The sequence below is a fragment of the Micromonospora sp. CB01531 genome, from assembly GCF_001905095.1.
GTDB lineage: Bacteria > Actinomycetota > Actinomycetes > Mycobacteriales > Micromonosporaceae > Micromonospora.
Genome location: NZ_LWLS01000013.1, coordinates 174,612 through 201,367 on the forward strand (window position 1 = coordinate 174,612; position 26,756 = coordinate 201,367).

A 26,756-nucleotide genomic window follows, 5' to 3' on the forward strand; every position below is an offset into this window, starting at 1 on the left:
CCCGTCTCACACCGGTCCCGCGCTCGTCGGGCCCGGCCGGAAGGAGATCGATGAACAAGCTCCTCGGGCTCCTCGCCACCGCGGTCCTCGCCGCCGGCCTGGCCGCCCCACCCGCCGCCGCGACGGCGCAATCTCCACGAACCTCCGGTGCCGCCGACGCGACCGGTCTCGCCTCCGGCATGGCCGAGGCCATGCGCCGGGATCTCGGGCTCACCGACCGTGAGGTGGCCGCCCGGCTGCGGGTCGAGGCCGGAGCGGCGGTGATCGACCGGCGGCTGCGGGCCCGGCTGGGCGCGCGGTACGCCGGCTCCTGGCTGACCGACGGCCGCCGGCTGACCGTGGCGGTCACCGACCAGGCGGCGGCCGCTACCGTCCGCGCCGAAGGCGCCGAGCCCCGGCTAGTCGCCCACAGCCTGGCCACCCTCGACGCCGCCCGGACCGCCCTCGACCGGTACGCGGCGCGTCACCGGCCGGCCGCCGCCGTGCGTGGCTGGTACGCCGATACCGTCGGCAACTCCGTCGTCGTGCTGGTCGAGCCGGGCCACACGGCGGCGGCCGCCTCCTTCGTGGCGGCCAGCGGAGCACCCCGCGCCCTGGTCCGCTACGTGACCGAGGCGGACGTGCCCCGGCCCGTGTACGACATCCGCGGCGGCGACCAGTTCGTGATCAACGGAAACGTGCTCTGCTCGGTGGGCTTCGCCGTCGCGGGCGGATTCGTGACCGCCGGGCACTGCGGCGGCACGGGCAGTTCCACCCTCGGCTACAACAACGTGGCTCAGGGCACCTTCGCCGGCTCGTCGTTCCCCGGCAACGACTACGCGTGGGTACGCACGAACAGCAACTGGACCCCGCGCCCGTGGGTCAACAACTACGCCGGCGGCAACGCGCCGGTGGCCGGCTCGCGGGACGCGGTGATCGGCAGCTCGGTGTGCCGGTCGGGCCGGACCACCGGCTGGCGGTGCGGCACGATCCTGGGCCGGGACGAGACCGTCAACTACGCCCAGGGCGCGGTCTACGGGCTGACCCGCAGCAACGCCTGCGCCGAACCGGGCGACTCCGGCGGGTCCTGGCTCTCCGGCGACCAGGCCCAGGGCGTCACCTCCGGCGGCACCGGCAACTGCACGACCGGCGGCACCATGTGGTTCCAGCCGGTCAACGAGATCCTCGGCGTCTACGGGCTGTCGCTGACCACGACCGGCGGCGGGACGCGGATCATCAGCAACTGGAACAACCGGTGCATCGACGTGCCGTTCTCCAACTTCTCCGACGGCGTGCCGTTGCAGACCTGGACCTGCAACGGCACCCTGGCGCAGAGCTGGACCTTCACCGGCGGCACGCTGCGTACCCAGAACAACCTGTGCATGGACGTCGCCTGGGGCTCGCGCGACAACGGCGCGGTCATCCAGATCGCCTGGTGCAACGGCACCGGAGCCCAGCAGTTCGTCCTCTCCGCCGCCGGGGACCTGGTCAACCCGCAGGCCAATAGATGCGTCGACATCAAGGACTGGAACAACTCCGACGGCGCCCGCCTGCAACTCTGGGACTGCGCGGGCACGGCCAACCAGAAGTGGCGCACCGGCTGAGGCCGGGCCGGCGGTGAGCGCCGCCGGCCCGGCCGCGATCATGCCCGCTGGCCTCCACCGGCGAGCGGAACCCAACCCAGCTGCCGCCATCGGCGGTATCCCACGCCCAGACATCCCGACCTGCCGCAACCCGAGTCGATCACGCCGATAACGCCCTCTCCCGTCATCGTCCCTCCGAGGTGGTATCCATGGGTCTCCGAAGAAAGCTGCTCGCCGTTGCGTCCGCCCTGCTCGCAGGCCTCGCCGGCACCGTCGTCGCCACCCCGGCCCGCGCGGTCGGTCCGGCGCTGCTGCCCGTCACCGTCACCAACACCACCGGCCGCGCCGACCCGGTCTACCTGTACGTCATCGGCACCCAGCTGGCCACCGGCCGGAACGGCTACGTCACCTCCGGCGGCACCTTCGTCCCCTGGACCGGCGGCCAGATCCCGCCGTCACCCGCGCCGGACGCCTCCATCCCAGGTCCCGGCACCGGCGGCAGCACCACCGTCCAGGTCCCGCGCGGCTTCTCCGGCCGGGTCTACTTCGCCCTCGGGCAGAAGCTGAAGTTCTTCCTCACGCCGGACGGGCTGGTGCAGCCCGCCCCATGGGCGGCCGGCGACGCCAACCGGGACATCCTCTTCGACTGGAGCGAGTTCACCTACAACGATGCCGGGCTGTGGCTGAACAGCTCTCAGGTGGACATGTTCGCGGTGCCGCACGCCGTGACCGTGACCGGCGCCAACGGCGTCACCAAGAGGACCGGCGACCCGGTGGCCAACGGACGCACCGCCGTCATCGACGGGATCCGCGCCCAGCCGGGCTGGGCCAACACCCTGTACACCCGGTCGGACGGGACCGTGCTGCGGGTCCTGGCCCCCGGCAAGGCCGCCGGCGCCGGCCTGCTCAGCCCCACCTACCTGGACTCCTACATCGCCGCGGCGTGGAACGCGTACACCACGAAGACACTGACCGTGCTGCCCTTCGCCGACCAGCCGAGCATCCGGTACTACGGGCGGACCTCGGGCAGCACCATGACCTTCACCAACGGCAGCGGCCAGGTGGTCGCCTCCTTCAACCGGCCCTCCTCGGCGAGCGTCTGGGGCTGCGACGGCGACCTGCCCGCGCCGAACGATCAGGTGGTCGGCCCGATCTCGCGTACGCTCTGCGCCGCGCTCAACCGGGGAACGCTCGGCACCATCGACACCCAGCCCAGCACCAACGCCGCCGACTTCTACCGCAACAACCCGACCAACCAGTACGCCCGCCTGATCCACGCCAACATGGCCGACGGCAAGGCGTACGCGTTCGCCTTCGACGACGTCGGCGGCTTCGAATCCCTGGTGTACGACGGCGACCCCCGCGCCGCCGGGCTGATCCTGAGCCCGTTCACCGGCGGTGGCAGCCCCAGCACCGGGGTGGCCGTGGTCAGCAACTGGAACAACAAGTGCATCGACGTGCCGAGTGCGAACTTCGTCGACCGCGCCCAGCTGCAGATGTGGCCCTGCAACGGCACCAACGCGCAGAAGTGGACGTTCACCGGCACGGCCCTGCAGAGCCAGAACAACAAGTGCATGGACGTCGACGCCGGGTCCACCGCCAACGGCGCGGTCGTCCAGCTCTACACCTGCAACGGCACCGGCGCCCAGCAGTTCACCCTCAACGCGGCCGGGGACCTGGTCAACCTCCAGGCCAACAAGTGCGTCGACATCAAGGACTGGAACGGCAGCGACGGCGCGAAACTCCAGATCTGGGACTGCGCGGGCACGGCCAACCAGAAGTGGCACAAGGGCTGACGACCCGACGGCTACCTCATCGCACTGCCGGCGGCCGGCCGGGTCCGATAGGAGACCCTGCCGGCGGCGCGGCGGTTCAGCAGAGGGGCACGTTGAGGACGAAGCCATCGTATCCGGCGTAGACGTAGATATCGGACACATAGCGGTTGGCGCCAATCCGGTTCCAGACGTTGCTCGTGCCGTACGTCCCGGTCACCGTGGTGCCGACCGCCTGGCAATAGATCGAGACGGTACCTTGACGTCGAGCCAGACTTGCCGGCCCGGGCGGCCTTGCGCTCCGCTGCCGTGCGATTGGGCTGAGTGGCTTCGGGTGCGAACACGGCCGCATAACCAAGGACCTCGGTGCACCGGTCGCGCAGGTCAGAGGCTCAGCAACGCCAGCTCAACGAAGCGGAATCGTTACCCGGGGGCAAGCGCGATGCTTCAACGTTGCTGCCGGGTACGGTCCGATCATGCATCAGGCACGAGTCAGACTCGACCACTGTGTGATCGCGGTGAGCGATTGGAAGCGATCAACGACCTTCTACCAGAGTGTGCTGGGGGCCGAAGTCGTTGATCTCCCTGACGGTCATGTCGCGTACAGGTTCGGCGATCAGCAGCTCAACGTGCATGGGCCGGGTCTGGATATCGGCAGGCTGGTGGCGCGCTCGCCGGTTGCACCCGGCGGCAGCGACCTATGTTTCGTCTGGTCCGGCACCGTAGAAGAGGTGCTGGCCCACCTTCGTCGCCATCATGTCGAGGTAGAGGAGGGGCCCGTCGATCGCACTGGTGGGTGTGGTCAAGGCGTGAGTGTCTACTTCCGGGACCCGGACGGCTCCCTGCTCGAACTGATCACATACCAATGACCAATCGATGAAATTCGGTAGGGCGTTCAGTCTCGCCTCGACCTTGCGCCAGTCGTACTCCTGCTCCCAATAGCGCGCGAGCGCCTGGCTCGTCTCGAGCGGCACGCCCCGCGACTGGTCGTCAACGGTCTGCTTCTCGGGCCAGCGCGTTGCCCTGATGCGCGCACGCAGCGCGTCGAGTTCGGCCTCGGGGATCTCTGTGGTGAACGGCCGGGCGCCTGCGGCGCGTGTTGGCGCTTCGGTCTTGACAGTCACCTGGTCTCTTCTCCTCGCAAGGGCGCCCGAATACCACCCGGCAGGGCGTCTACACCTACCCGCGCGCTAACTCGCGTTCTCCTTCGAGGGAAGCTTCCAGTTCGGCCGGACGTAGTGGCACGTGTAACCCCCGGGATTTCGCTCCAGGTAGTCCTGGTGTTCCGGCTCGGCCTCCCAGAACGGGCCAGCGGGGGTGACCTCGGTGACCACCTTGCCCGGCCACAGGCCGGAGGCGTCGACGTCGGCGATCGTCTCTTCGGCGACCTTTCGCTGCTGCTCGTCGCAATAGAAGATGGCCGACCGATAGCTGGCTCCCACGTCGTTGCCCTGGCGATTCTTCGTTGTCGGGTCGTGGGCCTGGAAGAAGAACTCAAGAAGCTCCCGGTAGGCCAGTTTCGCGGGGTCGAAAACGACCTCGACCGCCTCGGCGTGGGATCCATGGTTCCGATACGTCGCGTTCGGCACGTCTCCACCGGTGTATCCGACCCTGGTGTCGATTACGCCCGGGTGTTTCCGAATAAGGTCTTCCATGCCCCAGAAGCAGCCGCCGGCCAGGATCGCCTTCTCAGTCGTCTCGGTCATCGTCGCTCCCCGTCCGGGTGCTCGAAAATTCTGCGGTACTCGTCGTAGCCTTCACGCTCGAGGTCGTGGCGTGGGACGAACCGAAGCGCCGCCGAGTTCATGCAGTAACGCAGTCCGCCAGTTTCCGGGGGACCGTCGTCGAACACGTGGCCCACGTGGCTGTCCCCGTGCGCCGACCGGACCTCGGTGCCGAACATGGCGTCGCTCGACTCTCGGACCTCGACCACGTTCTCCGATTCGATCGGCCTGGTGAAGGTCGGCCAGCCGGTGCCGCTGTCGTACTTGTTGACCGAAGCGAACAGAGGTTCACCGGACACGACGTCGACGTAGATACCCGGCTCCTCGTTGTCCCAGTAGGCGTTGTCGAAGGCTGGCTCCGTCTCCGCTTCCTGAGTGACTCGGTATTGCTCCGGCGACAGCCGAGAAACTGCTTCGGGGCTCTTGCGGTACTCGTGTGACACCGTTGTTCCTCTCCGTAGGTCGGCAAGAACGGCCGGGTTCAACGGGCCTGCACACGCGTCTCCGGTGCGTACCCCGCCTAGAGTCGACTAACCACCGGGCTGGTGAGCGGACCATGGGCAGGCCTGCGAGGCCCCTATTAGGTCGCTGGATCTGTCGCACTTCAGGCGGCGGACGAGTGGCGCGGATCAGTTGTCGGATCACAATCACAGGAAGCGCTCTGTCCCGTCCCGGCTGATGGCTGACATGACGGGTTCAAGAGGTGTGCGCAAGGAGTTCGGCGAGCTTCTCGGATGGTGTATTAAGCCGAGGGTCTTGCGGGGGCGGGTGCTGGGGCGCTGGGCGAAGCGGGCAAGGTCCAAGTCACGCACCGTGATGCCACGAAGGAGTCGTCGCTAAGCCTGAGCGTGAGGCACCCGCATTACTTGGCATCCCCGCCCGAGTGCAGCCACGGCGCTTGCCGGACGGACCACAGCCGCTGTCTGCCCAGCCCTGTCACGTTCGCGCGTGGCTCGTCGCCCACTCGAGCGCGTAGTCGGCCACCTGCTCCCAGCCAGGCTCGACACCGGTGAAGTGTGAGCGGTCCGGAAACTCGTAGGTCTCAGTCGTCGCCTCGGAGTTGCGGTATTTCTTCGCGTTCGAGCGGATCACCGAGGGCGGCATCAGGTGGTCTTTGCCGCCAATGATGAACAACAGCGGAGCACGGTCGTCCAGGTCGTAGTCCACCCAGGTCTCCTGGTGGCCCGGCCTCCAGTTGGCTGCCAGGCCATAGGTCCAGACCCAGCTGCCGGGCGCCGGGATGTGGAGGCGGTCGTACGCGGCGTCGGATTCCTCCCGGCTGACCGTGTTGGCGAAGGCATAGTGGAACTGCTCCTTGGTGAAGCCCACCGCGCGGTGCCGATTGGCCGGGTTCTTGAGGATTGGGAACAGGGACTTGGTCTGGGCCGGCGGGTTCACCCGCACGCCCTCGGGTGGCGCCGAGTCGATCACCACCGCGGCGGCGCCCAACCCGCGGTTCACTAAGAGCTGGGTGAAGGTCCCCCCGAAGGAATGGCCCATGATGATCGGCGGACGGTCCAGGCTCTCGACCACCTCGCTGAGATGGTCGAGCGTTGCGGGAACGGAGGCCTCGGCGATGACCTCGGGTCTTTCCCGCAACGCCTCTACTTCGATCTCGAATCCCGGGTACGTCGGCACGAGGACCTCATGGCCCTCCGCCCGGTAGTGCTCCACCCAGCGGTCCCAGCTTCGGGCGGTCATCCAAAGCCCGTGGATCAGCACGATCGGCAGGGCCTTGGTCGTCGGCTCGCTCATGATGCTCCTTCCGATGGGCTGCAGCAATCGTCGGAACCCTCGGACAGCGGTAACCTCACGCCGCAGGGGGATGAAGTCGCGGCCCGCCGGCGCACGCTCTGCATCGCCTCCGGGTCGCCGGTCGCTTCCGTGAAATCCTAACCGTCCGCACAGCGGCCGGAAGCGGAAGCGACGTGTACGCCCGGACGCGTCGTCAGTTCGGCGAATCTGGTCACGGACGCTTACGCGCTGGCCGGGGCTGGTTTCGGCTCGATCGCAGTGCAGCCGCCGTGCGCTCAGCGTTCGATCATCTGCGTCTGGGCCTCGCTGTGGTGGCCGCCCTCGGCCGGGGGCAGAGCGTCAAGGGTGGCGACCTGTTCGGGCGTGAGCTCGATGGCGTCGGCGGCGGTGTCTTCCTCCACGCGGCTGACGCGCTTGGTGCCGGGGATGGGGCGATGTCGTTGCCCTTGATGAGTAGCCAGGCCAGGGCGATCTGGGCCGGGGTGGCGCCCACCTGGTCGGCGACCGCCTGTACCTGATCGGCGAGGCGGAGGTTGCGCTGGAAGTTCTCGCCGGTAAAGCGGGGGTTGTTCTTACGGACGTCGTTGTCGTCGAGCTTCTCGAGGTCGGCCGGGGTCCGCAGTGTGCCGGTGAGGAACCCGTGGCCGAGCGGGGAGAAAGCCACCAGGCCGATGCCCAGCTCGCGCAGCACGGGCAGGCCCTGTTCCTGGTCGCGGGTCCACAGCGAGTACTCCGACTGCAGCACGGTGACCGGGTGGACGGCGTGCGCGGGGCGGATGGTGTCGATCCAGGCCTCGGACAGCCCGACGTAGCGGATCTTGCCTTCCTTTGCCAGGGCGGCGAGCGCGCCCATGGTGTCCTCGATCGGGGTGTTCGGGTCGACCCGGTGCTGGTAATAGAGGTCGATGTGGTCGGTGCCAAGCGCTTGAGCGACCCCTCGACCGCGATGCGGGATGTTGTCGGGGCTGCTGTCGAGCGTCCATGGGCCGCGGCCGTCGTGCGCGACGATGCCGAACTTGGTGGCCAGCACGGCCTGGTCGCGGCGTCCGTTGAGCGCCCGGCCGACCAGTTCCTCGTTGATGTACGGGCCGTAGATCTCCGCGGTGTCGATCAGGGTGACCCCGATCCTCTTGCGTGCAAACGATTGGCCTCGGGGCCACTGGCGGCGGGCCAAGCAGCTGGGCTCAGAGTTCGGCGGCAGGCGGGGGTCCCGTCACGGGATGCGGTTGGTGAGGTTGGATTCAGGGTGTCGCCGTTGCGTCCTGGGAGCGCCCTCGTGAATCCGTATGATCAGCTTTCTGGCCTTGACCTGCCGACGTTGCAGGTGTTGGAGGCGGCTCTGGCGCTGGGTGGCGTCGTCGCCGAGGCTGAGGTGTCGGCATTGGTCGGCGCCGACGCAATGCCGTACCTGCAGCGTGCCGCCGATGCGGGGCTTGTCGCGCGGCTGCGGGGCCGGCTCGCAGTGAACGGCATCCTGCGAGAGGTCTTCGTCCGTCCGCTGGGTGTCGGCCCGTCGGCTGGGCAACTCGCCACGGTGTTGAACGTCGATGATCTGAAGGTTGTTACGAGCAACCTGGGGCTGCCTACGAAGGGCCGCAAGGCGGACCTGCTGGAGGCGATGGCGGAGTTCTTTCTCGACACGGAGAACGTGCACGATCTCGTCAAGCAGATGCCCACCGCGACGCGGGCGGTGTTGGAGGAGGCTGATCGCGGCGGTGGACTGATCCGTCATTACGGCGGCAGCGGCATCGCACACCGCAGCCGGTATCCGAGCAACTATCGCCAGGTCCATCCGCTGGACTGGGCTGAGGACCACGGGCTGGTCTACCGCGTGACCTGGGAGGACTATCAGCTGGCGGGTCAGGTCGCGATCGCTTTGCGAGGAGCCGACTACCGGGCTCCGTTCCAGCCGCAGGAACCGCCGGTTGCCTGGCACACACCGGATCCCGTGACGGTGCGCCGCGACGCCCAGGCGCAGGGCATCGCCGTAGTCGGGCTGTTGTCGGCGCTGCTGGACAGAGCTGGACGTGAGCCGCTGGCGGCGGTGAAGGTCGGCGGTGTCGGCGTGCGCGAGCTGACTCGGACAGCGAGGACGCTTGGCGTGACCGTTTCGACCGTGCGGCTGCTGCTCGCTGTCGCCGTGGAGGCCGGGTTGGCCGCACTCGACGAACGCGTGATCCCGACGGCCGCGTACGATCGCTGGCTCACGCTCGGTCTGGACCGGCGGCTGGCGGTGATCCTGAAGGCGTGGCGCGGGCTGGACTACCTGCCGTCGACGCAGACCGGGCCGTGGGTGCCGGACTACGACGAAGCCTGGTCTGCGCACGCCCGGATGGCCGTGCTGCGGGCGTTAGGTGAGCGGGCGGCGCCGGACCTCGAGCAGGCGGCGCATTGGATGTGGTGGGGGCAGCCGCTGGCCTTTCGCGACGCCACGGCAGCGCGCGGCTTGCTGGAGGAGGCCACGACCTTGGGGGTTCTCGGCGCGGGCGCGATCAGCCCCGCCGGGGAGGCGCTGCTGGCCGGCAAGGACATCGCCAAGGCCGTCGGCGACCTGGGTGACCTCGCCCGCACCGCCCGACTGCAGGCCGACCTGACCGCCGTCGTGACAGGAACACCAGGTCCGGAACTGGCGGAGCTGCTCGACGCGGCCGCCGTCGTAGAGTCCCGCGGCACGGCCACGATTTGGCGCTTCAGCCCGGCGGCGGTACGCGGCGCGTACGACGCGGGCTGGACCGAGCACGGCCTGACGAAAGCCTTAATGAAAATCGCCGACGGCGGACTGCCGCAACCGCTGGTCTACCTGCTGGCTGACGTCGCCCGTCAGCACGGGTCGGTACGGGTCGCGCCCGTGGCCAGCACTCTGGTCAGCGACGACACCACGCTGCTGGCTCAGATCTGCGCCGACAAACGGCTGAACAAGCTCAACCTGCGTCTGCTCGCCCCGACCGTGCTGGCCAGCCAAGCCAACACGGCTGACACGAAGGCCGCCCTGCGCAAGGCCGGCTACGCGCCACGCCAGCAAGACGCCGACGGCCGCGACGTCATCGAGCGAGCCCGCCGCCACCGCGCCTGACGGCTGGGGAGGAAGATGCTGATCGTACGTGCAACCAAGAAACTCCTCGACCACACCAACCCGCCTCGGGCTGTTGATGCAGACCAAGACGCCACGCTGCTCGGCCCGTGGTACGCCACCGCGCTGTGGTGGCGGCCCGGCTGGCACTGCTGGTGAACGGAATGCACCCTATTACCGGTTCTGCTGCCGCTGGCGCCGGCACGCTCTCTGTCCGCCCGCATCCCCGACGAGATCGCGAGGGTGCTCGACGCCCGCCAGGTGCCCAAGGTCGTCATGGCCGACGAGCTACTGAACATGCGCGACTGCCGCTTCGCCGTGACGGCCAACCGCAGCGTCGTCGGGATCATGAGCGAGTTCACCAAGCTCGCTGAGATCTACGCCGATTCAGCCCGCTCCAACCTCGTCCGCATTGTCGCTGCGGCTGGCCATGACGCCCTACAGCCCTCTGTACAGCAGAGACGTGAGCCCCGATCGCGAACTGGCAGCACTGGTAGGTTAGGTTCCACTGGCTCTTGATCAAGGCTGAGGCAGGTCACGGGCACAAGGTCCATCCCGGTTCGACGCTGTCGGCGTAGCGGCGAACAGGAGAAGACGGAAGCCGTAGGCGGGACGGCATGCACGAGCACGGCCGGGCCCGCCGCGCGGAGCCGTACTGCGCCGGATCGGTCCAGCCGCGGGGTCCGGGGCGTGGTCACTTTCGCGGCGCGCTGTGGGCAGACTGGAGATCAGCTATCGCCGCTGATCGGTTGCCTGCTGAGCCGGGCGGAGGTTGCTCCAGACGTATACCCACGGCGGGCCGCCGCCGGCGATCGACTCCAGCACGTACAGGCCGTTCATATTCGCGTCGAGAAGTTCGCCGCCGTACTCGATCCACAACCAGGTCTGATCGATCGTGGCAGGGGGCACGGCGTCCTCGTCGACCGGCACCAGGACGGAACGGCCGTCCACCGGCCCTCCGACGCACGGCACGTCGATCTTCGCCCACATGATTTGATCATCGGCCGAGACCTGACGGCACCAGGCGTGTTCCGCCAATTGGATCCGTACCCATACCCATTGCCGGCCATCGTCGCGCACGAGAACGCCCGTGACGCCAAATCGACCTGCGTGACACTCCCCCCATTTCCGGGGCAGGAAACCAGTAGCTGCCCGAGGCTGACCTCGCGCATCGTCCTGTCTGGTCCCCTCCGGAACATCCGTGGTGGGCCCATGGCCCGTAGTCGAAAAATCCTGCGGCCGATGTCGAACGAGCGCCGCCAGGTTCGACCCCTGGGCAGAGACGGGCCGGCCGGGTCATCGGCGGGTCGACGGAGACCAGGGAGCGGATCGATGACGAAGGTTACGACCGGGGCGACCATGTCGTTGGACGGCTACATCGCCGACGCGTCGCACGGTGGGTTCGAGTACCTCTTCCAGTGGTACAACAACGGCGACGTCGAGACGCCGACGGCCACACCCGGCATGACGATGCGCACCTCGGCGGCGAGCGCGAAGCACCTGCGCGACCTGACCGAGAGGACGGGTGCGCTGGTGGTCGGGCGGCGGCTGTTCGACATGACCCACGGCTGGGGCGGCCGGCACCCGATGGACGTACCCGTGGTCGTCGTCACGCACACCGTCCCCGACGGGTGGGAGCGGGAGAGCGACTCGTTCGTGTTCGTCACCGACGGCATCGAGCACGCGATCGACAAGGCCAAGGCCATCGCCGGCAGCAAGGAGGTCGGCGTCAACGGCGGCACCATCGCGGCGCAGGTCCTCGAAGCGGGCCTGCTCGACGAGGTCCATGTCGACCTCGTCCCGGTCCTGCTCGGCGACGGCATCCCCTTCTTCGCCGGCCTGAAGATCACCCCCGTCCAGCTGGATGGGCCCACGCGTGTCGTCGAGGGCAACGGCGTCACCCACCTCGCCTACGGCGTACGCAAGGCTGGCTGACCCCGCCGATCCGACGATCCCCCGGCGCAGCCCCTCGCACTCCTCGCCACCCGCGCGGCGGGCACCGCCGCCAGATCGTGCCGGCCCACCAGTTCACCAACTGCGGGTATGCCGTAGCCGTACCGGCTGGTCTGTCTGTCGATCACAGCTGGTGAGCTGGGCAGACCCGGGGTGTCGCGAGTCGTCGTTGGTCGTCACCGTCCAGCGTCTGACGGCCTGGCGACGGCCTGGAGCGCGACCCCGGCTCGTCCGATGGGACGGGAGTGAGCCCTACCCCGCCCGGTCACGAACGGCGGATGTGCGCGCCTGACAGCCGGTCGCGGCCAGGCGCGCACATCCCATCGGTCAGCAGCAGCTCGACGTGGCCCCGCTGGTGGCTGGCTCCTTCTCGGCGGCCGGGGTGCAGCACGCGCTCTCGGTGGCCTTCTGGAGCTGACCGGAGTCGGCCTTGACCGTGTAGACCTCCCACGGCTCGTTGCCGGGGCCGCGCACCCACACCTTGTCCTGGAGGGCGTAGCAGCACTCGGTGTTGTTCTCCTCCAGTGTGATGAGGCCGGAGTCGGTGAGTCGCTTGGTCGCGGCGTTGACCTCGTCGGTGCTGAACACCTCGACGCCCAGGTGGTCCATGACCGTGGGCCGGTCGGCCTCACCTTCCAGGAGCACGAGCTTCAGGGGCGGGTTCTCGATGGCGAAGTTGGCGTAGCCGGGACGACGCTTGGCCGGGTCGACGCCGAACAGCTTGGAGTAGAAGGCCACGGAGCCTTCGAGGTCGGACACGCGCAGGGCGAGCTGGACACGGGACATGACTACCTCCTGATGGTTCAGCGGATGTGGTGGCGGGTGAAAGCAGTGGTGCGGGTGCGCTCGTAGCGGGCGTCGGCGCGGCAAGCCGCGGTGCACACCTGCCCGCACGACTCGCAGAACGTCACCGCCTGGACGTCGGCGTGGCGACGCCGGAACAGCTTGATCATCGCCTCGGTCCTTGCCTAGATGATTTTCGAAGCAGGACCCACGTTGCACCCTGTTTTGAAGTCTGTCAAGCTAGAGGCATGTCGAAACAAGTCCTGCCGGTGGTGGACCTCAACGCGGTCGCCTGCTGCTCCCCGATCGCGGTCCGCCCCATGGACGCCGAGCAGGCGACGGTGGTCGCACCGATGTTCAAGGCCCTCGGTGACCCGGTCCGGCTGCGGCTGATGTCGATGATCGCTTCGGTACCGGAGATCTGCGTCTGCGACCTGACCCCCGACTTCGACCTGTCCGGGCCGACCATCTCCCACCACCTCAAGGTGCTGCGGGAAGCCGGCCTGGTCGACGCCGAGCGGCGCGGCACCTGGGTCTGGTACCGGGTGAAGCCGGAAGCGTTCCGCCAGCTTGGCGCACTGCTGGAAATCTCCACTGCCCCCGCCGCCGGCGGCACCGCGTGAGCCTCGCCCTGCCCCGGCGGGCATCGGCGGAGTTCGCCGGCACCGCCCTCCTGGTCGCCGCCGTCGTCGGCTCCGGGATCGCTGCCGCCCGGCTCTCCCCCACCGACGTCGGACTCCAACTCCTGGAAAACGCGATCGCCACCGCCCTCGCCCTGGGCGCACTCATCCTAACCTTCGGCCCGGTGTCCGGTGCGCACTTCAACCCAGTCGTCTCCGCCGTCGACTGGTGGCTCGGCCGCCGCGCCGGCACCGGCCTCACCGCCCGGGAGCTCGCCGCCTACACTGCCGCCCAGATCGGCGGCGCGATCGTCGGCGCAGTCCTGGCTGACCTGATGTTCGGGCTGTCCGCAGTGACCTGGTCGCGCACCGACCGGACCGGCGGGAACCTGTGGCTCGCTGAGGTGGTCGCCACCGCCGGCCTCGTCGTCCTGGTCTTCGCCCTCGCCCGCTCCGACCGCACCTCCGCCGCGCCGGCCGCGGTGGGCGCCTACATCGGGGCCGCCTACTGGTTCACCTCGTCGACCTCGTTCGCCAACCCGGCCGTCACCATCGGGCGGGCCTTCACCGACACCTTCGCCGGCATCGCCCCGACCTCCGTGCCCGGCTTCATCGCGGCCCAGCTCGTCGGCGGCCTGGTCGCCATCGCCGCCCTCGCTGCCTGGTACCCCCACGCCGCCGACACCGCCGACGCCGTCGTCGTACCCCACCTCATGCAGGAGACCGAAGCTCGATGAGCAGCAAGCCCAGCGTCCTTTCGTCTGCGTCCACAACGCCGGCCGCTCCCAGATGGCCGCCGGATGGCTCCGCCACCTCGCCGGCGACACCATCGAGGTCCGCTCCGCCGGCAGCGAACCCGCCGACCAAATCAACCCTGTCGCCGTCGAAGCCATGCGCGAAGTCGGCATCGACATCACCGACCAGACCCCGGCCAAGCTCACCTGGGACACGGCCGAGGCGAGCGACGTCATCATCACCATGGGCTGCGGCGACGCCTGCCCCGTCTTCCCCGGCAAACGCTACGAAGACTGGAAGCTCACCGACCCCGCCGGTCAATCCATCGAGGTTGTCCGCGAGGTCCGCGACGGCATCAAGAAAAGGGTCACGGCGCTGGTGGCCAGCCTGCGAGCCGAGGGCTGAGGGCTGAGCGCGGTCAGACATTGAAGCGGAACTAAGAGCCCCGATCATCTCACCAGCGGAAACACTGCGAGGCAACTGCCCACACAGCGTTTCGGACTGCCATCGTCACTCGCTGTTAACGACGTTTGACGGTGTCTTGTGCTACAGGTTGCGGGGGTGCGAGACAAGACCGATGCGTTGACGGTCGCGGTCAGCGTCCGGCTGGATCGCACCTACCGGTGTGTCGCGCCGTACCGGCTGCGTTCACTGACTGCCACGATAAAGCCGGAGAGCTGTTCAGTGGTGTTCAGCGGCGCCACGGCCACCAGCATGCTGAGCGTGAGTAACGGAACGTTCAATATCTTGTTCAGTACCGAATCTGGCCGAGTCGCAGACACCAACGAAAAGATCGGCAGCCGGCCGGTCCGGGTCGTGGAGCACCCTCGTGCTCGGCCACGACGGCGCGGACCTCGCCGCCGCCCTGCAGACGATACGGGAGATCGGTGACCATGCCGGGCTCTCGGCCGCCGTCGAGTCGGCGTTCCCCGGCAGCGAGGTGGACATCAACGTCGAGGCCGGGCGGTTCGAGCTTTGGCTGCGGCAGCCGGGCCTGCTGCGGGCGCTGGGTGTCGCCGAGTTGTCCGACGGCATGCTGCGGTACCTGCGGTGGGTCGCCGCTCTGCTCACCCCGCGGCCGCCCGCGCTGCTGGTGCTCAACGAGCCGGAGACGAGCCTGCATTCGGAGCTGTTACGGCCCCGTGCCTTCCGCGCTTCCGGTCGGGGTGGTAGCACTCGCCCTCACGTAAAGGTCTTGATGGTGATAGCACGGTTCACGTTCCGCCGGTGGGATCGCCGCGATCGCGTCCGCCCGGGTGGGCCGGCGTGCCAGGGTGGCTGCGTGACGGGTCAGCGAAGCAGCGGCGGCGATGATGGCGGCGGCAGGACGTGCCGAGAACCTGATTCGCAAACACGGGAGCCCGCAGCAGACAACGTTCCTGGAACTGTTCTTCGACCTGGCCTTCATCTTCGTCATCCAACGGATCACCCTGCGGATCACCGAACGATTGAGCTGGCCCGGCGTCGCCCACGGGTGGCATGCCGTCCCCGCCGCGGGCAAGACACTGCTGCTGCTCATGCCGCTGACCTGCGTATGGACCCTCGCGGCGTGGACAACCGCTAAGTACGACCCGCGCCGACTGCCCGTGCAGGCCGTGATCATCACGACTATGTTCGGTGTCTTGATCATGCCGGCGGGGCTACCCACCGCGTTCCGCGACGGCGGTCTGGCCTTCGCCGTGCCGTACGTCGTCATCCAGACCGGCCGGGCCGCCGTCCTCATGATCATCCTGCGCGGGCACGAACTCCAGCGCACCGCAGGCCGCGAACTCGTCTGGTTCACGCTGTCCGGCATCCTGTGGATCGCCGGGGCGCTTACCCATGGCGGAACCCGGGTGACGTTGTGGATCTGCGGCGCGGCTACCGACTATCTAGCGGCCAGACTCGGCTGGCCGGCGCCCCGGCACGGCTCGCTGCGCGTCACGGCGTGGGCGGTCGCCGGCGGGCATCTGGCCGACCGGTACCGGCAGTTCCTCCTGATCGCCCTCGGCGAGTCCGTCGTGGCCCTCGCACTGGAGTACACCATGGGCCTGTACGACGTCGAGTCGACCGCCGCGTTTGTGATCGGCTTCGCCACCACCGTGCTGCTGTGGCGGATCTACTTCTACCGGGCCGGGCAGATCCTCGCCGACGCCATCGCTGCATCCAAGAACCCGGAACACCTCGGCCGCGTGGCCGCCCTCGCCCATTGGATCATGATCCTGGGCATCATCATCACCGCCATCGGCCACGAACTGGTCATCCCCAACCCGGTCGGCCACACCATGCCCGCCTGGGTTGCGGTCATCCTCGGCGGCGCCGCCCTGTACGTCGCCGGACGCGCCCACCTCGAATACGTGGTCTTCGCCCGGGTGTCCCGACCTCGCGTGGTCGGGGTCGTCATCCTCATCCTCGCCGCCCCGCTGATGCTCTCCCTGCCGCCGGTGCTCGTCTCCCTCACCGCCGCGCTGGTTCTGGCCGGGATCGCCGCCGCCGACGTCGCACGCGCCCGCGGAAGACCACTGGAAGCCCCATCACCATCCAGGTGAGTGGTTCGACAGCAATCAATAGGTCCGCGCGGTGGAGACAGGGGTTGTGACGGTGGGTGAGGCACGGCTGCTGCTCAAAGACGGGGCCAGACGGCAGGCGACCTTCCTGGAGTTGTTCTTCGACGTGGTGTTCGTCTTCGCGTTCACCCGGATATCGATCCGGTCCGCCGATGTTCTCACCGGCCCTTACCGCCACTTCCCGAGCGTCGTCGCCATGGGCCTGGGCAAAGCCTTGCTGCTGCTCCTGGCGCTGTGGGCGGTCTGGCACCTCACGGCCTGGACCACCAGCCAGTACGACCCCTACCACCACCGGGTCCAACTCGTGGTCATCAGCTCACTGGTCGCCAGCCTGGTCATGGGAGTCGCGATATCCAGAGCCTTCGGCGAACGACGGCTGGCCCTCGCCTGCGCCTACGTCCTCGCCCACGTCAGCCGGTCCCTCATCCTGGCGATCTCACTGCGCGGCGAACCCGAACGACGACGTCATGAGCTTCGCATGCTGACCACGTTCAGCATGACCGGCGCCCTGTGGATCACCGGCGCCGTGCTGCCACTCGACTGGCGGCTACCGCTGTGGCTGCTCGCGCTGGCCACCGAGTGGATAACCGCACGAGCCGGCTTCCCCGTCCCCGGCCTCGGCCGCTCTCCAGCGGCGAAACTGCGCATGGAGGGCGAGCACCTCGCCGAACGCTACCAACAGTTCCTCCTCATCGCCCTCGGCGAGGCGATCCTGGTCACCGGCCGCGTATACGCCGAAGGCGCCATCGGCACCGGCGAAACCGCCGCGTTCGCGATAGCGGTGGCCACCACCGTGCTGATCTGGCGGATCTACTTCCACCGCGCCGGGCAGATCCTCCCCGAAGCGATCAACAGAAGCACATCCCCGGCACGAATGGGCTGGTCCACCACCGACTCACACCTGATCATGCTCGCCGGCATCGTCACCACCGCCGTCGGCTTCCACGTGACCATCGAACACCCACACGGCGATACCCAGGCCGCGTGGATCGCGGTCATCCTCGGCGGACCGGCCCTGTTCACCATCGGCCGGGCGCGCTTCGAGCACGAGGTCTTCTCCCGCGTGTCCCCGTCTCGAATCATCGTCCTTCTCACCCTGGCCGCCCTCTTCCCCGCGATGATCCACCTACCACCACTGGCCGCAGCCGCAGCCGCAGCCGCCGTACTGACCGCAGCGGCCGTCGCCGACGCGCGGCGCGCGTGGGGACGCCCGCCCGAACAACCCAAACCGTCACCATGACGGCCCCAACCGAGCAGGGCCCCGGAGAAGTCAACGCCGCCAGCCCGGGCTTTCCGGTCGACGTCTGCGCTCCTGCTTGGGCGAGCAACTCGGGATGGGCCCTTGTCGTGGTGCTCGCCGATGTCACCGAAACGAGCCCGGACCGCATCCGAACAGGGGCCCATAACAGCGTCCGGGCGGATCGCCGAATGTGATAACTACGACCGAAAACGCCATGCCAACTCCGCGCACGAGTTCAGGACCGGCACGCATCATCGGAACGACGAGTGACCCAACCGCGCTCGGACGCCTCCCAGCCGAGTTGCAGACGAGTCGTCGATCCCGTGAGGTCCATGAGCGCGCGGATCCGGCGCTGCACGGTCCGTCCACTCATCCCGAGCTGTTTGCCGACGGCATCGTCGGTGAGCCCGCCGAGCATCAGCGACAAGAGGGCTACGTCGAGCGAGTCCGGCCCCGCGGCGGGACCGTCGACGAGGGAGCTGTCGGGGCTTAGGACAAGGGGGACGCCTGCTTCCCAGACGGACTCGAAGAGCGTCACCAGCGAATGGACGAGGCTCGGGGCCCGGATGATGACGGCAGCCGCATCGTATCCGCGGACCGAGAGCGGCACCATCGCCGCGGCTCCATCGGTCACCAGCAGTTTGGTCGGGACCTTTGCCACGGCACGGACCTGGGCGTTGGAGCCGAGGGCCGTCCGCGCCTCGGCGACCGTCGTGTCATCCTCGAACGCCGCCCGCTCTATGACGACCCGGAACCTGACGCCGCGGTCGAGGGCCTGCTCCTCGGCGCGGTTGTCCTGCGGGTTCAGGGCGACGGGGCGGGCGTCGACGAAGGCGCAGACCTCGTCCCTCGCGCTCAGCTCGAGCTGGAGGAACCGTCCCCCGACCGCTTCTGCTCCGAGCACGACCTCGACGAGGTCGCCGACGTCGGCATGGTTGAGGTCGCGGCGAAACATCTCGGTCAGCCGGGCCACCGACGTCTCCGCCACGGACAGGGCGTGCCGACGCGAGTTGAGCAGCCCTTGCAGCGAGACCTCCGGGGCCGTGGGGAACCACCGGCACACGCCGGGCTCGAACGCCGCCACCTCGGCGAGCCCGAGGTCGCGCAGCGACACGAGAACCGCGTCGACTTCCTGGACGGGGCGACGCCATCGTGCCGCGAGCGCTTCCGAGGTCCCGCCACCATCGACGACGAGGGACTGGTAGTCGCGCTCCTGCGCCGCTGTCAGGCCGATGGCGCTGAGATCGACCTCCATGGCCATGGGCTTCCCTTCACGCCGCTCGGCCCGGCCGTCGCGCACGCCGGGCTGTCGAGAACACGACATGTCGATTCTCCGCCTGCCTGCACCGGTTCCGCGAGGCGGACCTCGTTGGCACTCTGCTCGACGGTACCGGCCCCACTTCCGGGGCCGGCAGCGGCGAGGACGCCCCCGGCTCCGCCTCGTCCCCACCCACCGGGTCTCGCGCCCGGCTCCATCCTCACGGAGGTCTCATGCGCCGCACCTGGCGACGTCATACCCTCGCGTCGGCCGGCATACTCGCCATCGCCGCGACCGCCCTCTCCCCATCAGCCGTCGGCGCTTCGGCCGCCGGCGAGTCACGGCCCATCGTCGGGTCCGCCAACCAGGCACAGGGCCAGCAGTCGGCGACTGTCACTCTCATCTCGGGCGACCGGGTCCGTGTCACGCGCACGGCGGACGGCCAGCCGCTCGCCCAGGTGCTGCCCGGAGTCGACGGCACTGTCCCTGACTACGAGACCCTCCGCGACGGCGACAACCTCTACGTCTTCCCCGCCACGGCTGGCCAGGCTCTCGCGGCAGACCTCGTCGACCGCGAGCTCTTCAACGTGACCGGCCTCGTCGCCGAGGGATTCGACGACTCCCACGCCGACGCGATCCGCCTCATCGCCCAGTACGACGAGGGCAACCGGACGGTGTCGGACACGACGCCCGCGCCGACGGGGGCCAGCGAGAGCAGCACTCTCGCCTCGGTCAACTCGCTGTCGTATGCCGTGGACAAGTCGGACGTCACGGCGGCGTGGTCGGAGCTGACCGACGCGAGCTCAGGCGCTGGAAGGGGCCTCGCCAAGCTCTGGCTCGACCGTGCCCTGCGCGCGTCGCTCGCCGACTCGACCGCCCAGGTCGGTGCCCCCGCGGCCTGGACGGCCGGCCTCGACGGCAAGGGCAGCAAGGTCGCCGTCCTCGACACCGGCGTCGACGCCGGGCACCCCGACCTTGCCGGCCGGATCGGTCAGACCAAGGACTTCACCGGGTCCAAGTACGGCACCGACGACAAGGTCGGCCACGGCACCCACGTCGCGTCGACGGTCGCCGGCACCGGAGCCGAGAGCGGCGGCAAGGAGCGTGGTGTCGCTCCTGGCGCCGAACTGCTCATCGGCAAGGTCCTCGACGACTCGGGCGCCGGCTACGAGTCGCAGATCATCGCGGGCATGCAGTGGGCCGTCGCGAACAACGCCGATGTCGTCTCCATGAGCCTTGGTAGCATGCGGCCGACGACAACGTGCGACGACCCGATCGCACAGGCCGTCAACGAGCTCTCGGGCTCCAGTCGCAGCCTGTTCGTCATCGCGGCCGGCAACATCGGCGCGGCCCAGAACACGGTGTCGAGCCCGGGGTGCGCCACGTCGGCGCTCACCGTCGGTGCGGTGGACTCCACCGATGCGACCGCGTACTTCTCCAGCCGCGGACCGGTCGGCGGCACCCACGCGCTCAAGCCGGAGATCGCCGCGCCGGGCGTGGGGATCCTCGCCGCGGCCGCGGGCGGCCGCGGCGTGTACGCCTACCGTTCGATGTCAGGCACCTCGATGGCGACCCCGCACGTCGCAGGGGCTGCCGCCATCGCCAAGGAGGCCAACCCCACCCTCACCGGTGAGCAGCTGAAGGAGCTCCTCACCTCCTCGGCGGACCCGACGGTCGCGGGCGCTGCCCAGGAAGTCGGCGCCGGTCGCCTCGACATCGCGCGGATGCTCTCCCAGACGGTCACCGGACAGTCGAGCGTCTACGGAGGCGAGTTCGCGTACCCGCAGACCAAGGGATACAACTCGAAGAGCCTCACCTACGCGAACGCCGGCGATACGCCCGTCGACCTTCGTCTGTCCGTCGAGAAGGTCACCGGCAACGACAGTCGCCCGGTCAACACACCGCTCGTCAGGCTCCCCCAGCACGTGATCGTGCCAGCGCACGGCACCGTGGAGGTCCCGGTGACGGTCCAGCTCGGCGCGAACATCCCCGACAGCGCGCTCGGGGACATCACCGCCCGCATCGTCGCAACCGGCGGCGGCCAGCGGGTCTCGACCGCGTTCAACCTCTACGCCACCGCCCCGTCGGTGACGCTCACGGTGACCGTCCTCGACCGCAACGGCAACCCCGCCACCGGTTCGTCGTCGGTCGACATCGTCAACACGGACACCTCCAAGGGCGAGCGTCGATTCCTCAACGGCAAGGTGCAGACCTACGCCGTCCGCCCGGGCCACTACTTCCTGACGTCGTTCGCGCTCACGCCGACCCCGGGCGCGGCCAACCCGTCGACCCCGCAGTCGCTGGCCTACCTCGCCCGTCCCGAGGTGACGATCGACAAGGACACCTCGATCGTGCTCGACGCCCGACAGGCGAACCCGCTCACGGTCTCGACCGGGCAGCCCAGCGAGCTCCGCTCGACGACGCTCACCTTCGAGCGGCAGTGGCCGACCTCGTGGCTGCACTCAGGATCCATGAGCACAGGTCCCGGCACCCGCGAGATCTACGCCCAGATCACGGGCAAGGTGGCCAAGGGTGACGGCTCGTTCGAGTTCGGGCACTGGAGCCGGCGGATCACCCCCCTCGTCTCGTCGATGACGACGTCCGGTGGGCTCGCCCTGCACCCGCTCTCGCCACGCGCCGGCGTCGGCAACCTCGACGGGCAGGGCACCGCCGAGGCCGTCTCGGTCGGGGCAGGCACCGCTGCCGACTTCAAGGCAGTCGACATCAAGGGCAAGGTTGCCGTGGCGCACATTCCGGACGGCAGCGACTTCTCGATCCAGACGAGGGCTGCGAGCGCCGGAGCCAAGGCGCTGCTCCTCTATCGCGACGACCCCGGGACCTGGCTCGCGCAGGTCGGGACCAACGCGGTGCCCCTGCCGGTCTACACCCTGTCCGCGGCCGAGGGATCCTCGCTCGGCTCCGAGCTCGCAGCCGGTCCGGTGACGCTCACCTGGTCGGCGCAGGCCAAGAGCCCATATGCCTACACGCTCGGCTTCTTCTCCGACGGCCAGCTCGTCACGGCCCAGAAGCACGACGTGGCCGACGCCTCCCTCGGTCGCATCCAGGCGACGTACTCCAGCATGGGCGCCACGACCGACTTCGGTGACATGACTGCGGCCCAGCGCCCGAGCACGGTCGCATTCGCCGTTGGCGGCATCGACGCTCTCGCGGTGCCGAACACCCGCACGGAGTACCTGACCGCCGACGGGACGCAGTGGTACAAGTCCATCATCTCGAGCTTCCCCTTCGGCGAGGTCATGAACGACCGCTTCCGGACCTTCGCCCCGGGGCAGGTGGTCACCGACTCGTGGTACGGCGGGTCGGTCACCCCCGGCGTCCGGAACGACAACGACGGCACGCCGCAGATGATCGCCGAGCGCCAAGGTGACCTCATCGGCGTCGCCCCGACGATCTGGGCCGACAGCGCCGGTCACTGGTCCGACGGCGGTTCCTTTGGCGACCTGGGCAACATGGTGCTCAAGCGCAACGGTGTCACCATCGCCACGAGCAGCTACCCGTACGACGTGTTCACGGTCCCGTCTGAGGACGCCACCTACGAGCTGACACTGAACACGGAGAAGGTCGGGGCTCCGGCCAAGTTCTGGAAGCGCTCGACGGCGACCCGGACCACGTGGACGTTCTCTTCGCACAAGGAACCCGACGTCTACAGCCGCCCGCTGCCGATGCTCATGCCGCGTCTGGACATCCCCGCTGACGGGTTCAAGGCGGTCGCGGCTGGGTCCGTCGCGATCCCGGCGCGCGTTCAGGCGAACCCGGGCTACACGGCCGGCGCCATCGTGGAGGCCCACGTGTGGACCTCGACCGACAACGGCACGACCTGGGTCGAGGGCACGACGAGCCTCACGCCCGGAGGCCCAGAGCTCGTCGTTAACCACTCCGGTGACTCCGGCAAGCAGGTCAGCCTGCGCGTCGAGTTCACGGACGCCGAGGGGGCCAAGGTCTCCCAGACCATCACCCGCGCCTACGACGTGCGCTGAGGATCGTCGAACGATCGGGACCCGCCGACCGCCAACCATGCGTCGGCGGGTCCCGATCGCACGACTCCCACCGCGAGGGTGACCGCCGACCCACGGCCACCGCAGCCCACGATGGTGCAGCCGCCGAAGTTCCTCGACGAGGACTCCGTTGAGTACTCGGCCGCGGTACCAGTAGGTGCCCCAGTCGCCGAGATCGATATGGGGCTGGACATCCGGCGGCAGGGCCCCGCTGACTCGCCTGCCCCACTCGGCCTGGCTGCGGCGAGCACGGCCCAGGGAATTCCGCCGGCGGCGATCTTCGATTGCCAGAGGGAAGCGACGATGTGCATCGTCCGGTTTGGAGGCAAGGGCGGGTGTCACGCCTTGAAGGTTGCTTGCCAGCGCTCGATTAGGCTGGCGAACTCGTCGACGGCTTCACGGGCTTGCTCCGTGGTGGTCCGGGTGTGCAGCGCCGCCCGGTAGGCGTCTGCGGTGCGGACGATGGCGTGGTCGGCGGCGATGTAGATGGGTGACCGCTCGCCGAGGAGGTCCAGCAGCCGAGGTCGGTCTAGTTCGGACTCCACCAGCCGACGCTCCGCGTCGCGCACACCTTCTGTCGGCCTCCTCTGGTCGGGGATGGTTGGCGGCGGGGACCATTTGAAAAGGAGCAGGTGCGACGGGCCAGGCAGCCGGTCGCGGTCCCTGTCCCACGCCTCGAGGAAGGCCAGGACCGCCCGGAGGTTGCCAAGGATCGCCGCTGGTACCTCGACCAGCGGCTGGGCAGTGCTCGGGCGCGTCGCGGTCAGCCGCGCCCACAGCACAATGGTACGGATCATCGGGAAGGCTACAAAGACGATGATGGATGTCAGTGCGATGACGATGACGAGCCCCGCCCACGGCCCGCCGAAGTCGGTCGCCAGCCGCCAGTCCAGGATCTGCGGGATGTTGGGACCGGGAAACGAGCCGACCAGGTGCCAGGTGACCGCGGCGAGCGACTCGGACGCGCTCGTCCAGCCGGCATCCGTCGCGCCGGCCCGGACATCAACGGCACCAACGGCACGCAGCAGGGTCAGCACCGCCGCCGCAGCGATGACGACGTGCACACCGATCAGCGCATAGCCGCGTAGGTCCTCCCGCAGCCCGCTCGAGGGTGACGCCCAGTCGCTGGTGCCCAAGACCGCGGGGCGCCGCAATACCCTCCACATCAGATAAAGAAGAAAGACCGCAGACAATCCCCAGCACGCGGTAATGATCGCCCGACCGACGGGGAAAGCCCAAGGCGCCCACGTCACGTGTTCAGTGATCCATCGCGTGGCCGGTGCATCGCTTCCTACGAACCCGAGCAGGAACGCCGCGGCCACCAAGTCGTTCGGCAGCTCCTCCTCGTCCCATAGAAAAACCAGCAACAGCACCGTCATCACGAGCCACACGAGCAGCGTGATGCCGATCTTGCTCCACGGTCCCCGCCCGCTGATCCCGGGAAGCACTGGGCTGTCGAACCACACCAAGGCGACGGCCGCTGCCAGCGTGAGCACGGCCGGCAGTTCACGTACCCGCTGAAAGGCCCAGATACCAACGGCGGCAGCGACCATGATGGCAATGACGGTCCCAGCGAGCGCGAGGCTGGTCCACGAGAACCACCTCATCGCCAGATCCGCTCCCGGCTCTATCACGCTCCACACTGCGCCGGCGCCCGTTGCCAGCAAGAGCAGCCAGACCGGGATCTCGACGAAGCGGAAGATGCGGCGTCCACCGATCTTGCTCGCCACCGCGGCCGAATATCGCCGTTCGTTGCGTCGGCTTTCGACGAGCGCGTACACAGCGACCGCGACGCGCACCAAGGGCGGAATCACGACCAGTTTGAAGCCGAGCACGAGCAGCCGCCCGTCGATGCCTGGGAGTACGGGCGGCTCGGTCCACTCCAGCCGGCGCGCAATGTCAAGCAGCGGAACAGAATCGACAAGGTGCCACATGTACAACCGCTCGATGGCCCACAGGTCGGCATCCCCGCCGGCCATCGCTGCCGTGATGGCGGCGAACGCCTCGACGCTCACCATGACGGCCGCTGCGGAGGTGAGGAACGCCAGCAGCAACGAGCGCCGGTGAGCCGGCTCGACCAGCGAGATGATGACGTTGCGGACGACGACTGTCAGCAGTACCGATGCCAGCAGCGCCGTCACGAATGCCGCAACCCAGCGCGCCACCGGACCCCCGCCGACCGCCGCCGTCAGCACCAGCCGCAGCAGCGCGACGACGCCGACGGTGGCCACCATCGCCAAGGCGAACAGGCGCAACCAGGTACGCAGCGACTCGTCGGCCGCGGCGTCGAGCCGGACCTCAGCGCGGTCGCGCCAAGCATCGAAGGTGCTGAAGGCCGAGTCCAGCATCGGCTGGATCCGCGGCAAGGCCGATTTCACGGCCGTATCCTCTCATCGAGGCGCCGAGGCGTGTGTCTGCGGTGACTCCCCTATGGACGACGGAGCGCTGCCGTAGCGCCCAATACAGACGATCAGTGGAGGTGATCATCGAGCAGGTGCGCAGGACATCGAGAGCGGTTGGCCTTGGTCTTTCACTAACCGTTGATCAAGGCGGCGGTGACGCTCGCTCGCGCAGTGCACCACCGCAGCTTCCGCGTACCGCTCGAACTCCCTCGTCGGGAACTCCCGAGGCAGGAAGGAGTCGAACGCGTGGTGCATGAAGTGGCCAGCACAGGCGAAACCGCTGACCCCTGCGGGGTCCCCCGGTCCCGCGCCCGCATGGTCCCGTCGGGTAGCTGCAGCGGCGCGACCAGCCACCTTTTGACATACAGCAGCACCCACGGCTTGTCGGTGTTGGCCGCCACCGCCTTGACCATGAGATCGTGATCCACCGAGTCGAAGAACTTCTGGACGTCAAGGTCCAACACCCAGTCCTTCTTCCAGCACCGCGCCCGGCATCTGCGGATCGCGTCCAACGCCGAGCTGCGCGGCCGGTACCCGTACGAGTCGTCCTGAAAGATCGACTCCGTACGTGGCTCCAACTCCAACGCCGCCGCCGTCTGCGCAACCCGGTCGGGCAGCGTCGGCACTCCCAAGATCCTCGTCCCACCGCCATGCGGTTTCGATATCTCCACCGCCTTCACCGCAGGAGGAAAGTACGTCCCCGAGGACATCCGATTCCAAATCTTGTACAAGTTGTTCTTCAGATCGGCTTCGAACTCCTCGATGGGCAGCCCATCCACTCCGGCAGCACCCTTATTGGCCTTGACTCACTTGTACGCCTCCCACACCAACTGCTTCGAAATCACAAACGGCTTGTCCTGAGGACCTGACTTCTCACTCGTCTCCTCCCGAGGGAACTCCCCCGGTTGCTCGCGCGAACAAACCACAGATGAGCCGACCCCTTCGCTCCACGCCCATTACGGGCGCTTCCCCGCTACTACGAGCCGGTCCGCCAGCGAGCGCCGCGACGGTACTCAACGCCTCGCAGTTTCCGCTGCTCGGCACGCTCCCTGCTGCCGCCGGCACCAACCCCGGCCCCGGTCGACGGTGGCGACGCTCGCCTTCCCACGTTCCGCGCAGAAGCCGCAGACCAGGCTCGCGCCGCCTCCATGCCGGACACCGCCTGGCCAATACGCGGGCACCCGCCAGGCTTATCCCGGAACTCGTAAACCGCTCCGGTTCTGATGCCATCTCACATGTTTCGGCACGCCTGCAACGGTTCGCTCACGCTCGCCTTCCTGCTCCCCACCTAATGGGAGCTGTCGGGTCAGCCGTTGGCAG

Annotated in this window: 21 protein-coding genes and 3 pseudogenes; 13 read left to right on the forward strand and 11 right to left on the reverse strand. The window is 68.5% G+C overall.

The window, feature by feature from the left end; genetic code table 11:
- Positions 1-50 precede the first annotated feature (50 nt).
- The 3 genes from A6A27_RS04795 (at position 51) to A6A27_RS04805 (ending at position 4,203) form a co-directional block, all read left to right on the forward strand.
- A complete protein-coding gene (locus A6A27_RS04795) occupies positions 51-1,583 on the forward strand; it encodes a ricin-type beta-trefoil lectin domain protein (protein WP_073833244.1) in 1,533 nt (510 codons plus the stop codon).
- A 188-nt stretch (positions 1,584-1,771) separates the two neighbouring features.
- The gene (locus A6A27_RS04800; protein WP_073833246.1) at positions 1,772-3,358 is read left to right on the forward strand and encodes a beta-1,3-glucanase family protein; all 1,587 of its coding nucleotides are present in this window, start codon (positions 1,772-1,774) and stop codon (positions 3,356-3,358) included.
- Positions 3,359-3,810: 452 nt separating this feature from the next.
- Positions 3,811-4,203: a VOC family protein gene (locus tag A6A27_RS04805; RefSeq protein ID WP_073833247.1), complete on the forward strand. Its 393-nt coding sequence runs from the start codon at positions 3,811-3,813 to the stop codon at positions 4,201-4,203.
- An 18-nt stretch (positions 4,204-4,221) separates the two neighbouring features.
- Here the strand turns inward: A6A27_RS04805 and A6A27_RS04810 are convergent.
- The 5 genes and pseudogenes from A6A27_RS04810 to A6A27_RS04830 all read right to left on the reverse strand — a co-directional run.
- Positions 4,222-4,458, reverse strand: a pseudogene (locus A6A27_RS04810) (epoxide hydrolase N-terminal domain-containing protein); the annotation flags it as partial.
- A 66-nt stretch (positions 4,459-4,524) separates the two neighbouring features.
- Positions 4,525-5,040, reverse strand: a complete 516-nt coding sequence (msrA, locus tag A6A27_RS04815) for a peptide-methionine (S)-S-oxide reductase MsrA (protein ID WP_073833249.1) — start codon at positions 5,038-5,040, stop codon at positions 4,525-4,527.
- Positions 5,037-5,501: a peptide-methionine (R)-S-oxide reductase MsrB gene (gene msrB, locus A6A27_RS04820; protein WP_073833251.1), complete on the reverse strand. Its 465-nt coding sequence runs from the start codon at positions 5,499-5,501 to the stop codon at positions 5,037-5,039. The genes msrA and msrB overlap by 4 nt, the downstream gene beginning before the upstream one ends.
- A gap of 493 nt (positions 5,502-5,994) precedes the next feature.
- Positions 5,995-6,813: an alpha/beta hydrolase gene (locus tag A6A27_RS04825; RefSeq protein WP_073833252.1), complete on the reverse strand. Its 819-nt coding sequence runs from the start codon at positions 6,811-6,813 to the stop codon at positions 5,995-5,997.
- Positions 6,814-7,099: 286 nt separating this feature from the next.
- The gene (locus A6A27_RS04830) at positions 7,100-7,987 is read right to left on the reverse strand and encodes an aldo/keto reductase (RefSeq protein ID WP_241825073.1); all 888 of its coding nucleotides are present in this window, start codon (positions 7,985-7,987) and stop codon (positions 7,100-7,102) included.
- A gap of 102 nt (positions 7,988-8,089) precedes the next feature.
- Here A6A27_RS04830 and A6A27_RS04835 point away from each other — a divergent pair, with 102 nt between their 5' ends.
- The 3 genes from A6A27_RS04835 to A6A27_RS44835 all read left to right on the forward strand — a co-directional run bounded on the left by A6A27_RS04835 (position 8,090) and on the right by A6A27_RS44835 (position 10,402).
- Positions 8,090-9,886, forward strand: coding sequence for a helicase-associated domain-containing protein (locus A6A27_RS04835; RefSeq protein WP_073833254.1), 1,797 nt, complete (start codon positions 8,090-8,092; stop codon positions 9,884-9,886).
- Between the two features lie 15 nt (positions 9,887-9,901).
- Entirely contained in the window at positions 9,902-10,042 is a 141-nt protein-coding gene (locus tag A6A27_RS44830; RefSeq protein WP_198940189.1) for a hypothetical protein, read from the forward strand.
- A 63-nt stretch (positions 10,043-10,105) separates the two neighbouring features.
- Complete coding sequence (locus A6A27_RS44835; protein WP_443189943.1) at positions 10,106-10,402, forward strand: DUF6933 domain-containing protein; 297 nt, start codon at positions 10,106-10,108, stop codon at positions 10,400-10,402.
- Positions 10,403-10,615: 213 nt separating this feature from the next.
- Here the strand turns inward: A6A27_RS44835 and A6A27_RS04845 are convergent, their stop codons facing one another.
- Positions 10,616-10,963, reverse strand: a complete 348-nt coding sequence (locus A6A27_RS04845; protein WP_143193880.1) for a hypothetical protein — start codon at positions 10,961-10,963, stop codon at positions 10,616-10,618.
- A 252-nt stretch (positions 10,964-11,215) separates the two neighbouring features.
- On the opposite strand from A6A27_RS04845, the gene A6A27_RS04850 reads away from it, so the two are divergent.
- A complete protein-coding gene (locus A6A27_RS04850) occupies positions 11,216-11,818 on the forward strand; it encodes a dihydrofolate reductase family protein (protein ID WP_073833257.1) in 603 nt (200 codons plus the stop codon).
- Between the two features lie 345 nt (positions 11,819-12,163).
- Here the strand turns inward: A6A27_RS04850 and A6A27_RS04855 are convergent, their stop codons facing one another.
- Both A6A27_RS04855 and A6A27_RS44110 read right to left on the reverse strand, forming a co-directional pair.
- Positions 12,164-12,622 carry an ArsI/CadI family heavy metal resistance metalloenzyme gene (locus A6A27_RS04855; RefSeq protein ID WP_073833258.1) on the reverse strand — a complete coding sequence of 153 codons (459 nt, stop codon included), beginning with the start codon at positions 12,620-12,622 and terminating at the stop codon, positions 12,164-12,166.
- Positions 12,623-12,639: 17 nt separating this feature from the next.
- Positions 12,640-12,789 carry a hypothetical protein gene (locus A6A27_RS44110; RefSeq protein WP_158073943.1) on the reverse strand — a complete coding sequence of 50 codons (150 nt, stop codon included), beginning with the start codon at positions 12,787-12,789 and terminating at the stop codon, positions 12,640-12,642.
- A 78-nt stretch (positions 12,790-12,867) separates the two neighbouring features.
- On the opposite strand from A6A27_RS44110, the gene A6A27_RS04860 reads away from it, so the two are divergent.
- The 5 genes and pseudogenes from A6A27_RS04860 (at position 12,868) to A6A27_RS04885 (ending at position 17,760) form a co-directional block, all read left to right on the forward strand.
- Positions 12,868-13,242 carry an ArsR/SmtB family transcription factor gene (locus A6A27_RS04860; protein WP_073833260.1) on the forward strand — a complete coding sequence of 125 codons (375 nt, stop codon included), beginning with the start codon at positions 12,868-12,870 and terminating at the stop codon, positions 13,240-13,242.
- Positions 13,239-14,379, forward strand: a pseudogene (locus A6A27_RS47080) (aquaporin). The gene A6A27_RS04860 and the pseudogene A6A27_RS47080 overlap by 4 nt, the downstream one beginning before the upstream one ends.
- Positions 14,380-14,914: 535 nt before the next feature.
- Positions 14,915-15,100: pseudogene (locus A6A27_RS45675) on the forward strand (AAA family ATPase); the annotation flags it as partial.
- Between the two features lie 184 nt (positions 15,101-15,284).
- Positions 15,285-16,502: a low temperature requirement protein A gene (locus A6A27_RS04880; RefSeq protein WP_083672422.1), complete on the forward strand. Its 1,218-nt coding sequence runs from the start codon at positions 15,285-15,287 to the stop codon at positions 16,500-16,502.
- Between the two features lie 52 nt (positions 16,503-16,554).
- Positions 16,555-17,760 carry a low temperature requirement protein A gene (locus A6A27_RS04885; RefSeq protein WP_073833291.1) on the forward strand — a complete coding sequence of 402 codons (1,206 nt, stop codon included), beginning with the start codon at positions 16,555-16,557 and terminating at the stop codon, positions 17,758-17,760.
- 235 nt (positions 17,761-17,995) lie between these two features.
- On the opposite strand, the gene A6A27_RS04890 is transcribed toward A6A27_RS04885, so the two are convergent.
- Positions 17,996-19,021, reverse strand: coding sequence for a helix-turn-helix transcriptional regulator (locus A6A27_RS04890; RefSeq protein WP_143193881.1), 1,026 nt, complete (start codon positions 19,019-19,021; stop codon positions 17,996-17,998).
- 230 nt (positions 19,022-19,251) lie between these two features.
- On the opposite strand from A6A27_RS04890, the gene A6A27_RS04895 reads away from it, so the two are divergent.
- Positions 19,252-23,016: a S8 family serine peptidase gene (locus tag A6A27_RS04895; protein ID WP_073833266.1), complete on the forward strand. Its 3,765-nt coding sequence runs from the start codon at positions 19,252-19,254 to the stop codon at positions 23,014-23,016.
- 356 nt (positions 23,017-23,372) lie between these two features.
- Here the strand turns inward: A6A27_RS04895 and A6A27_RS04900 are convergent, their stop codons facing one another.
- Entirely contained in the window at positions 23,373-25,412 is a 2,040-nt protein-coding gene (locus tag A6A27_RS04900) for a hypothetical protein (protein WP_073833267.1), read from the reverse strand.
- A 155-nt stretch (positions 25,413-25,567) separates the two neighbouring features.
- Positions 25,568-26,146 carry a reverse transcriptase domain-containing protein gene (locus A6A27_RS04905; protein WP_274534522.1) on the reverse strand — a complete coding sequence of 193 codons (579 nt, stop codon included), beginning with the start codon at positions 26,144-26,146 and terminating at the stop codon, positions 25,568-25,570.
- Between the last annotated feature and the right edge of the window lie 610 nt (positions 26,147-26,756).

Bases quoted from the DNA above. Each gene is read 5' to 3' on its own strand.
- A6A27_RS04795 (WP_073833244.1), top strand. From the start codon at position 51: ATGAACAAGCTCCTCGGGCTCCTCGCCACCGCGGTCCTCGCCGCCGGC.
- A6A27_RS04800 (WP_073833246.1), top strand. From the start codon at position 1,772: ATGGGTCTCCGAAGAAAGCTGCTCGCCGTTGCGTCCGCCCTGCTCGCA.
- A6A27_RS04805 (WP_073833247.1), top strand. From the start codon at position 3,811: ATGCATCAGGCACGAGTCAGACTCGACCACTGTGTGATCGCGGTGAGC.
- msrA (WP_073833249.1), bottom strand. From the start codon at position 5,040: ATGACCGAGACGACTGAGAAGGCGATCCTGGCCGGCGGCTGCTTCTGG.
- A6A27_RS04825 (WP_073833252.1), bottom strand. From the start codon at position 6,813: ATGAGCGAGCCGACGACCAAGGCCCTGCCGATCGTGCTGATCCACGGG.
- A6A27_RS44830 (WP_198940189.1), top strand. From the start codon at position 9,902: ATGCTGATCGTACGTGCAACCAAGAAACTCCTCGACCACACCAACCCG.
- A6A27_RS04850 (WP_073833257.1), top strand. From the start codon at position 11,216: ATGACGAAGGTTACGACCGGGGCGACCATGTCGTTGGACGGCTACATC.
- A6A27_RS04855 (WP_073833258.1), bottom strand. From the start codon at position 12,622: ATGTCCCGTGTCCAGCTCGCCCTGCGCGTGTCCGACCTCGAAGGCTCC.
- A6A27_RS44110 (WP_158073943.1), bottom strand. From the start codon at position 12,789: ATGATCAAGCTGTTCCGGCGTCGCCACGCCGACGTCCAGGCGGTGACG.
- A6A27_RS04860 (WP_073833260.1), top strand. From the start codon at position 12,868: ATGTCGAAACAAGTCCTGCCGGTGGTGGACCTCAACGCGGTCGCCTGC.
- A6A27_RS04880 (WP_083672422.1), top strand. From the start codon at position 15,285: ATGATGGCGGCGGCAGGACGTGCCGAGAACCTGATTCGCAAACACGGG.
- A6A27_RS04890 (WP_143193881.1), bottom strand. From the start codon at position 19,021: ATGGCCATGGAGGTCGATCTCAGCGCCATCGGCCTGACAGCGGCGCAG.
- A6A27_RS04895 (WP_073833266.1), top strand. From the start codon at position 19,252: ATGCGCCGCACCTGGCGACGTCATACCCTCGCGTCGGCCGGCATACTC.
- A6A27_RS04905 (WP_274534522.1), bottom strand. From the start codon at position 26,146: ATGTCCTCGGGGACGTACTTTCCTCCTGCGGTGAAGGCGGTGGAGATA.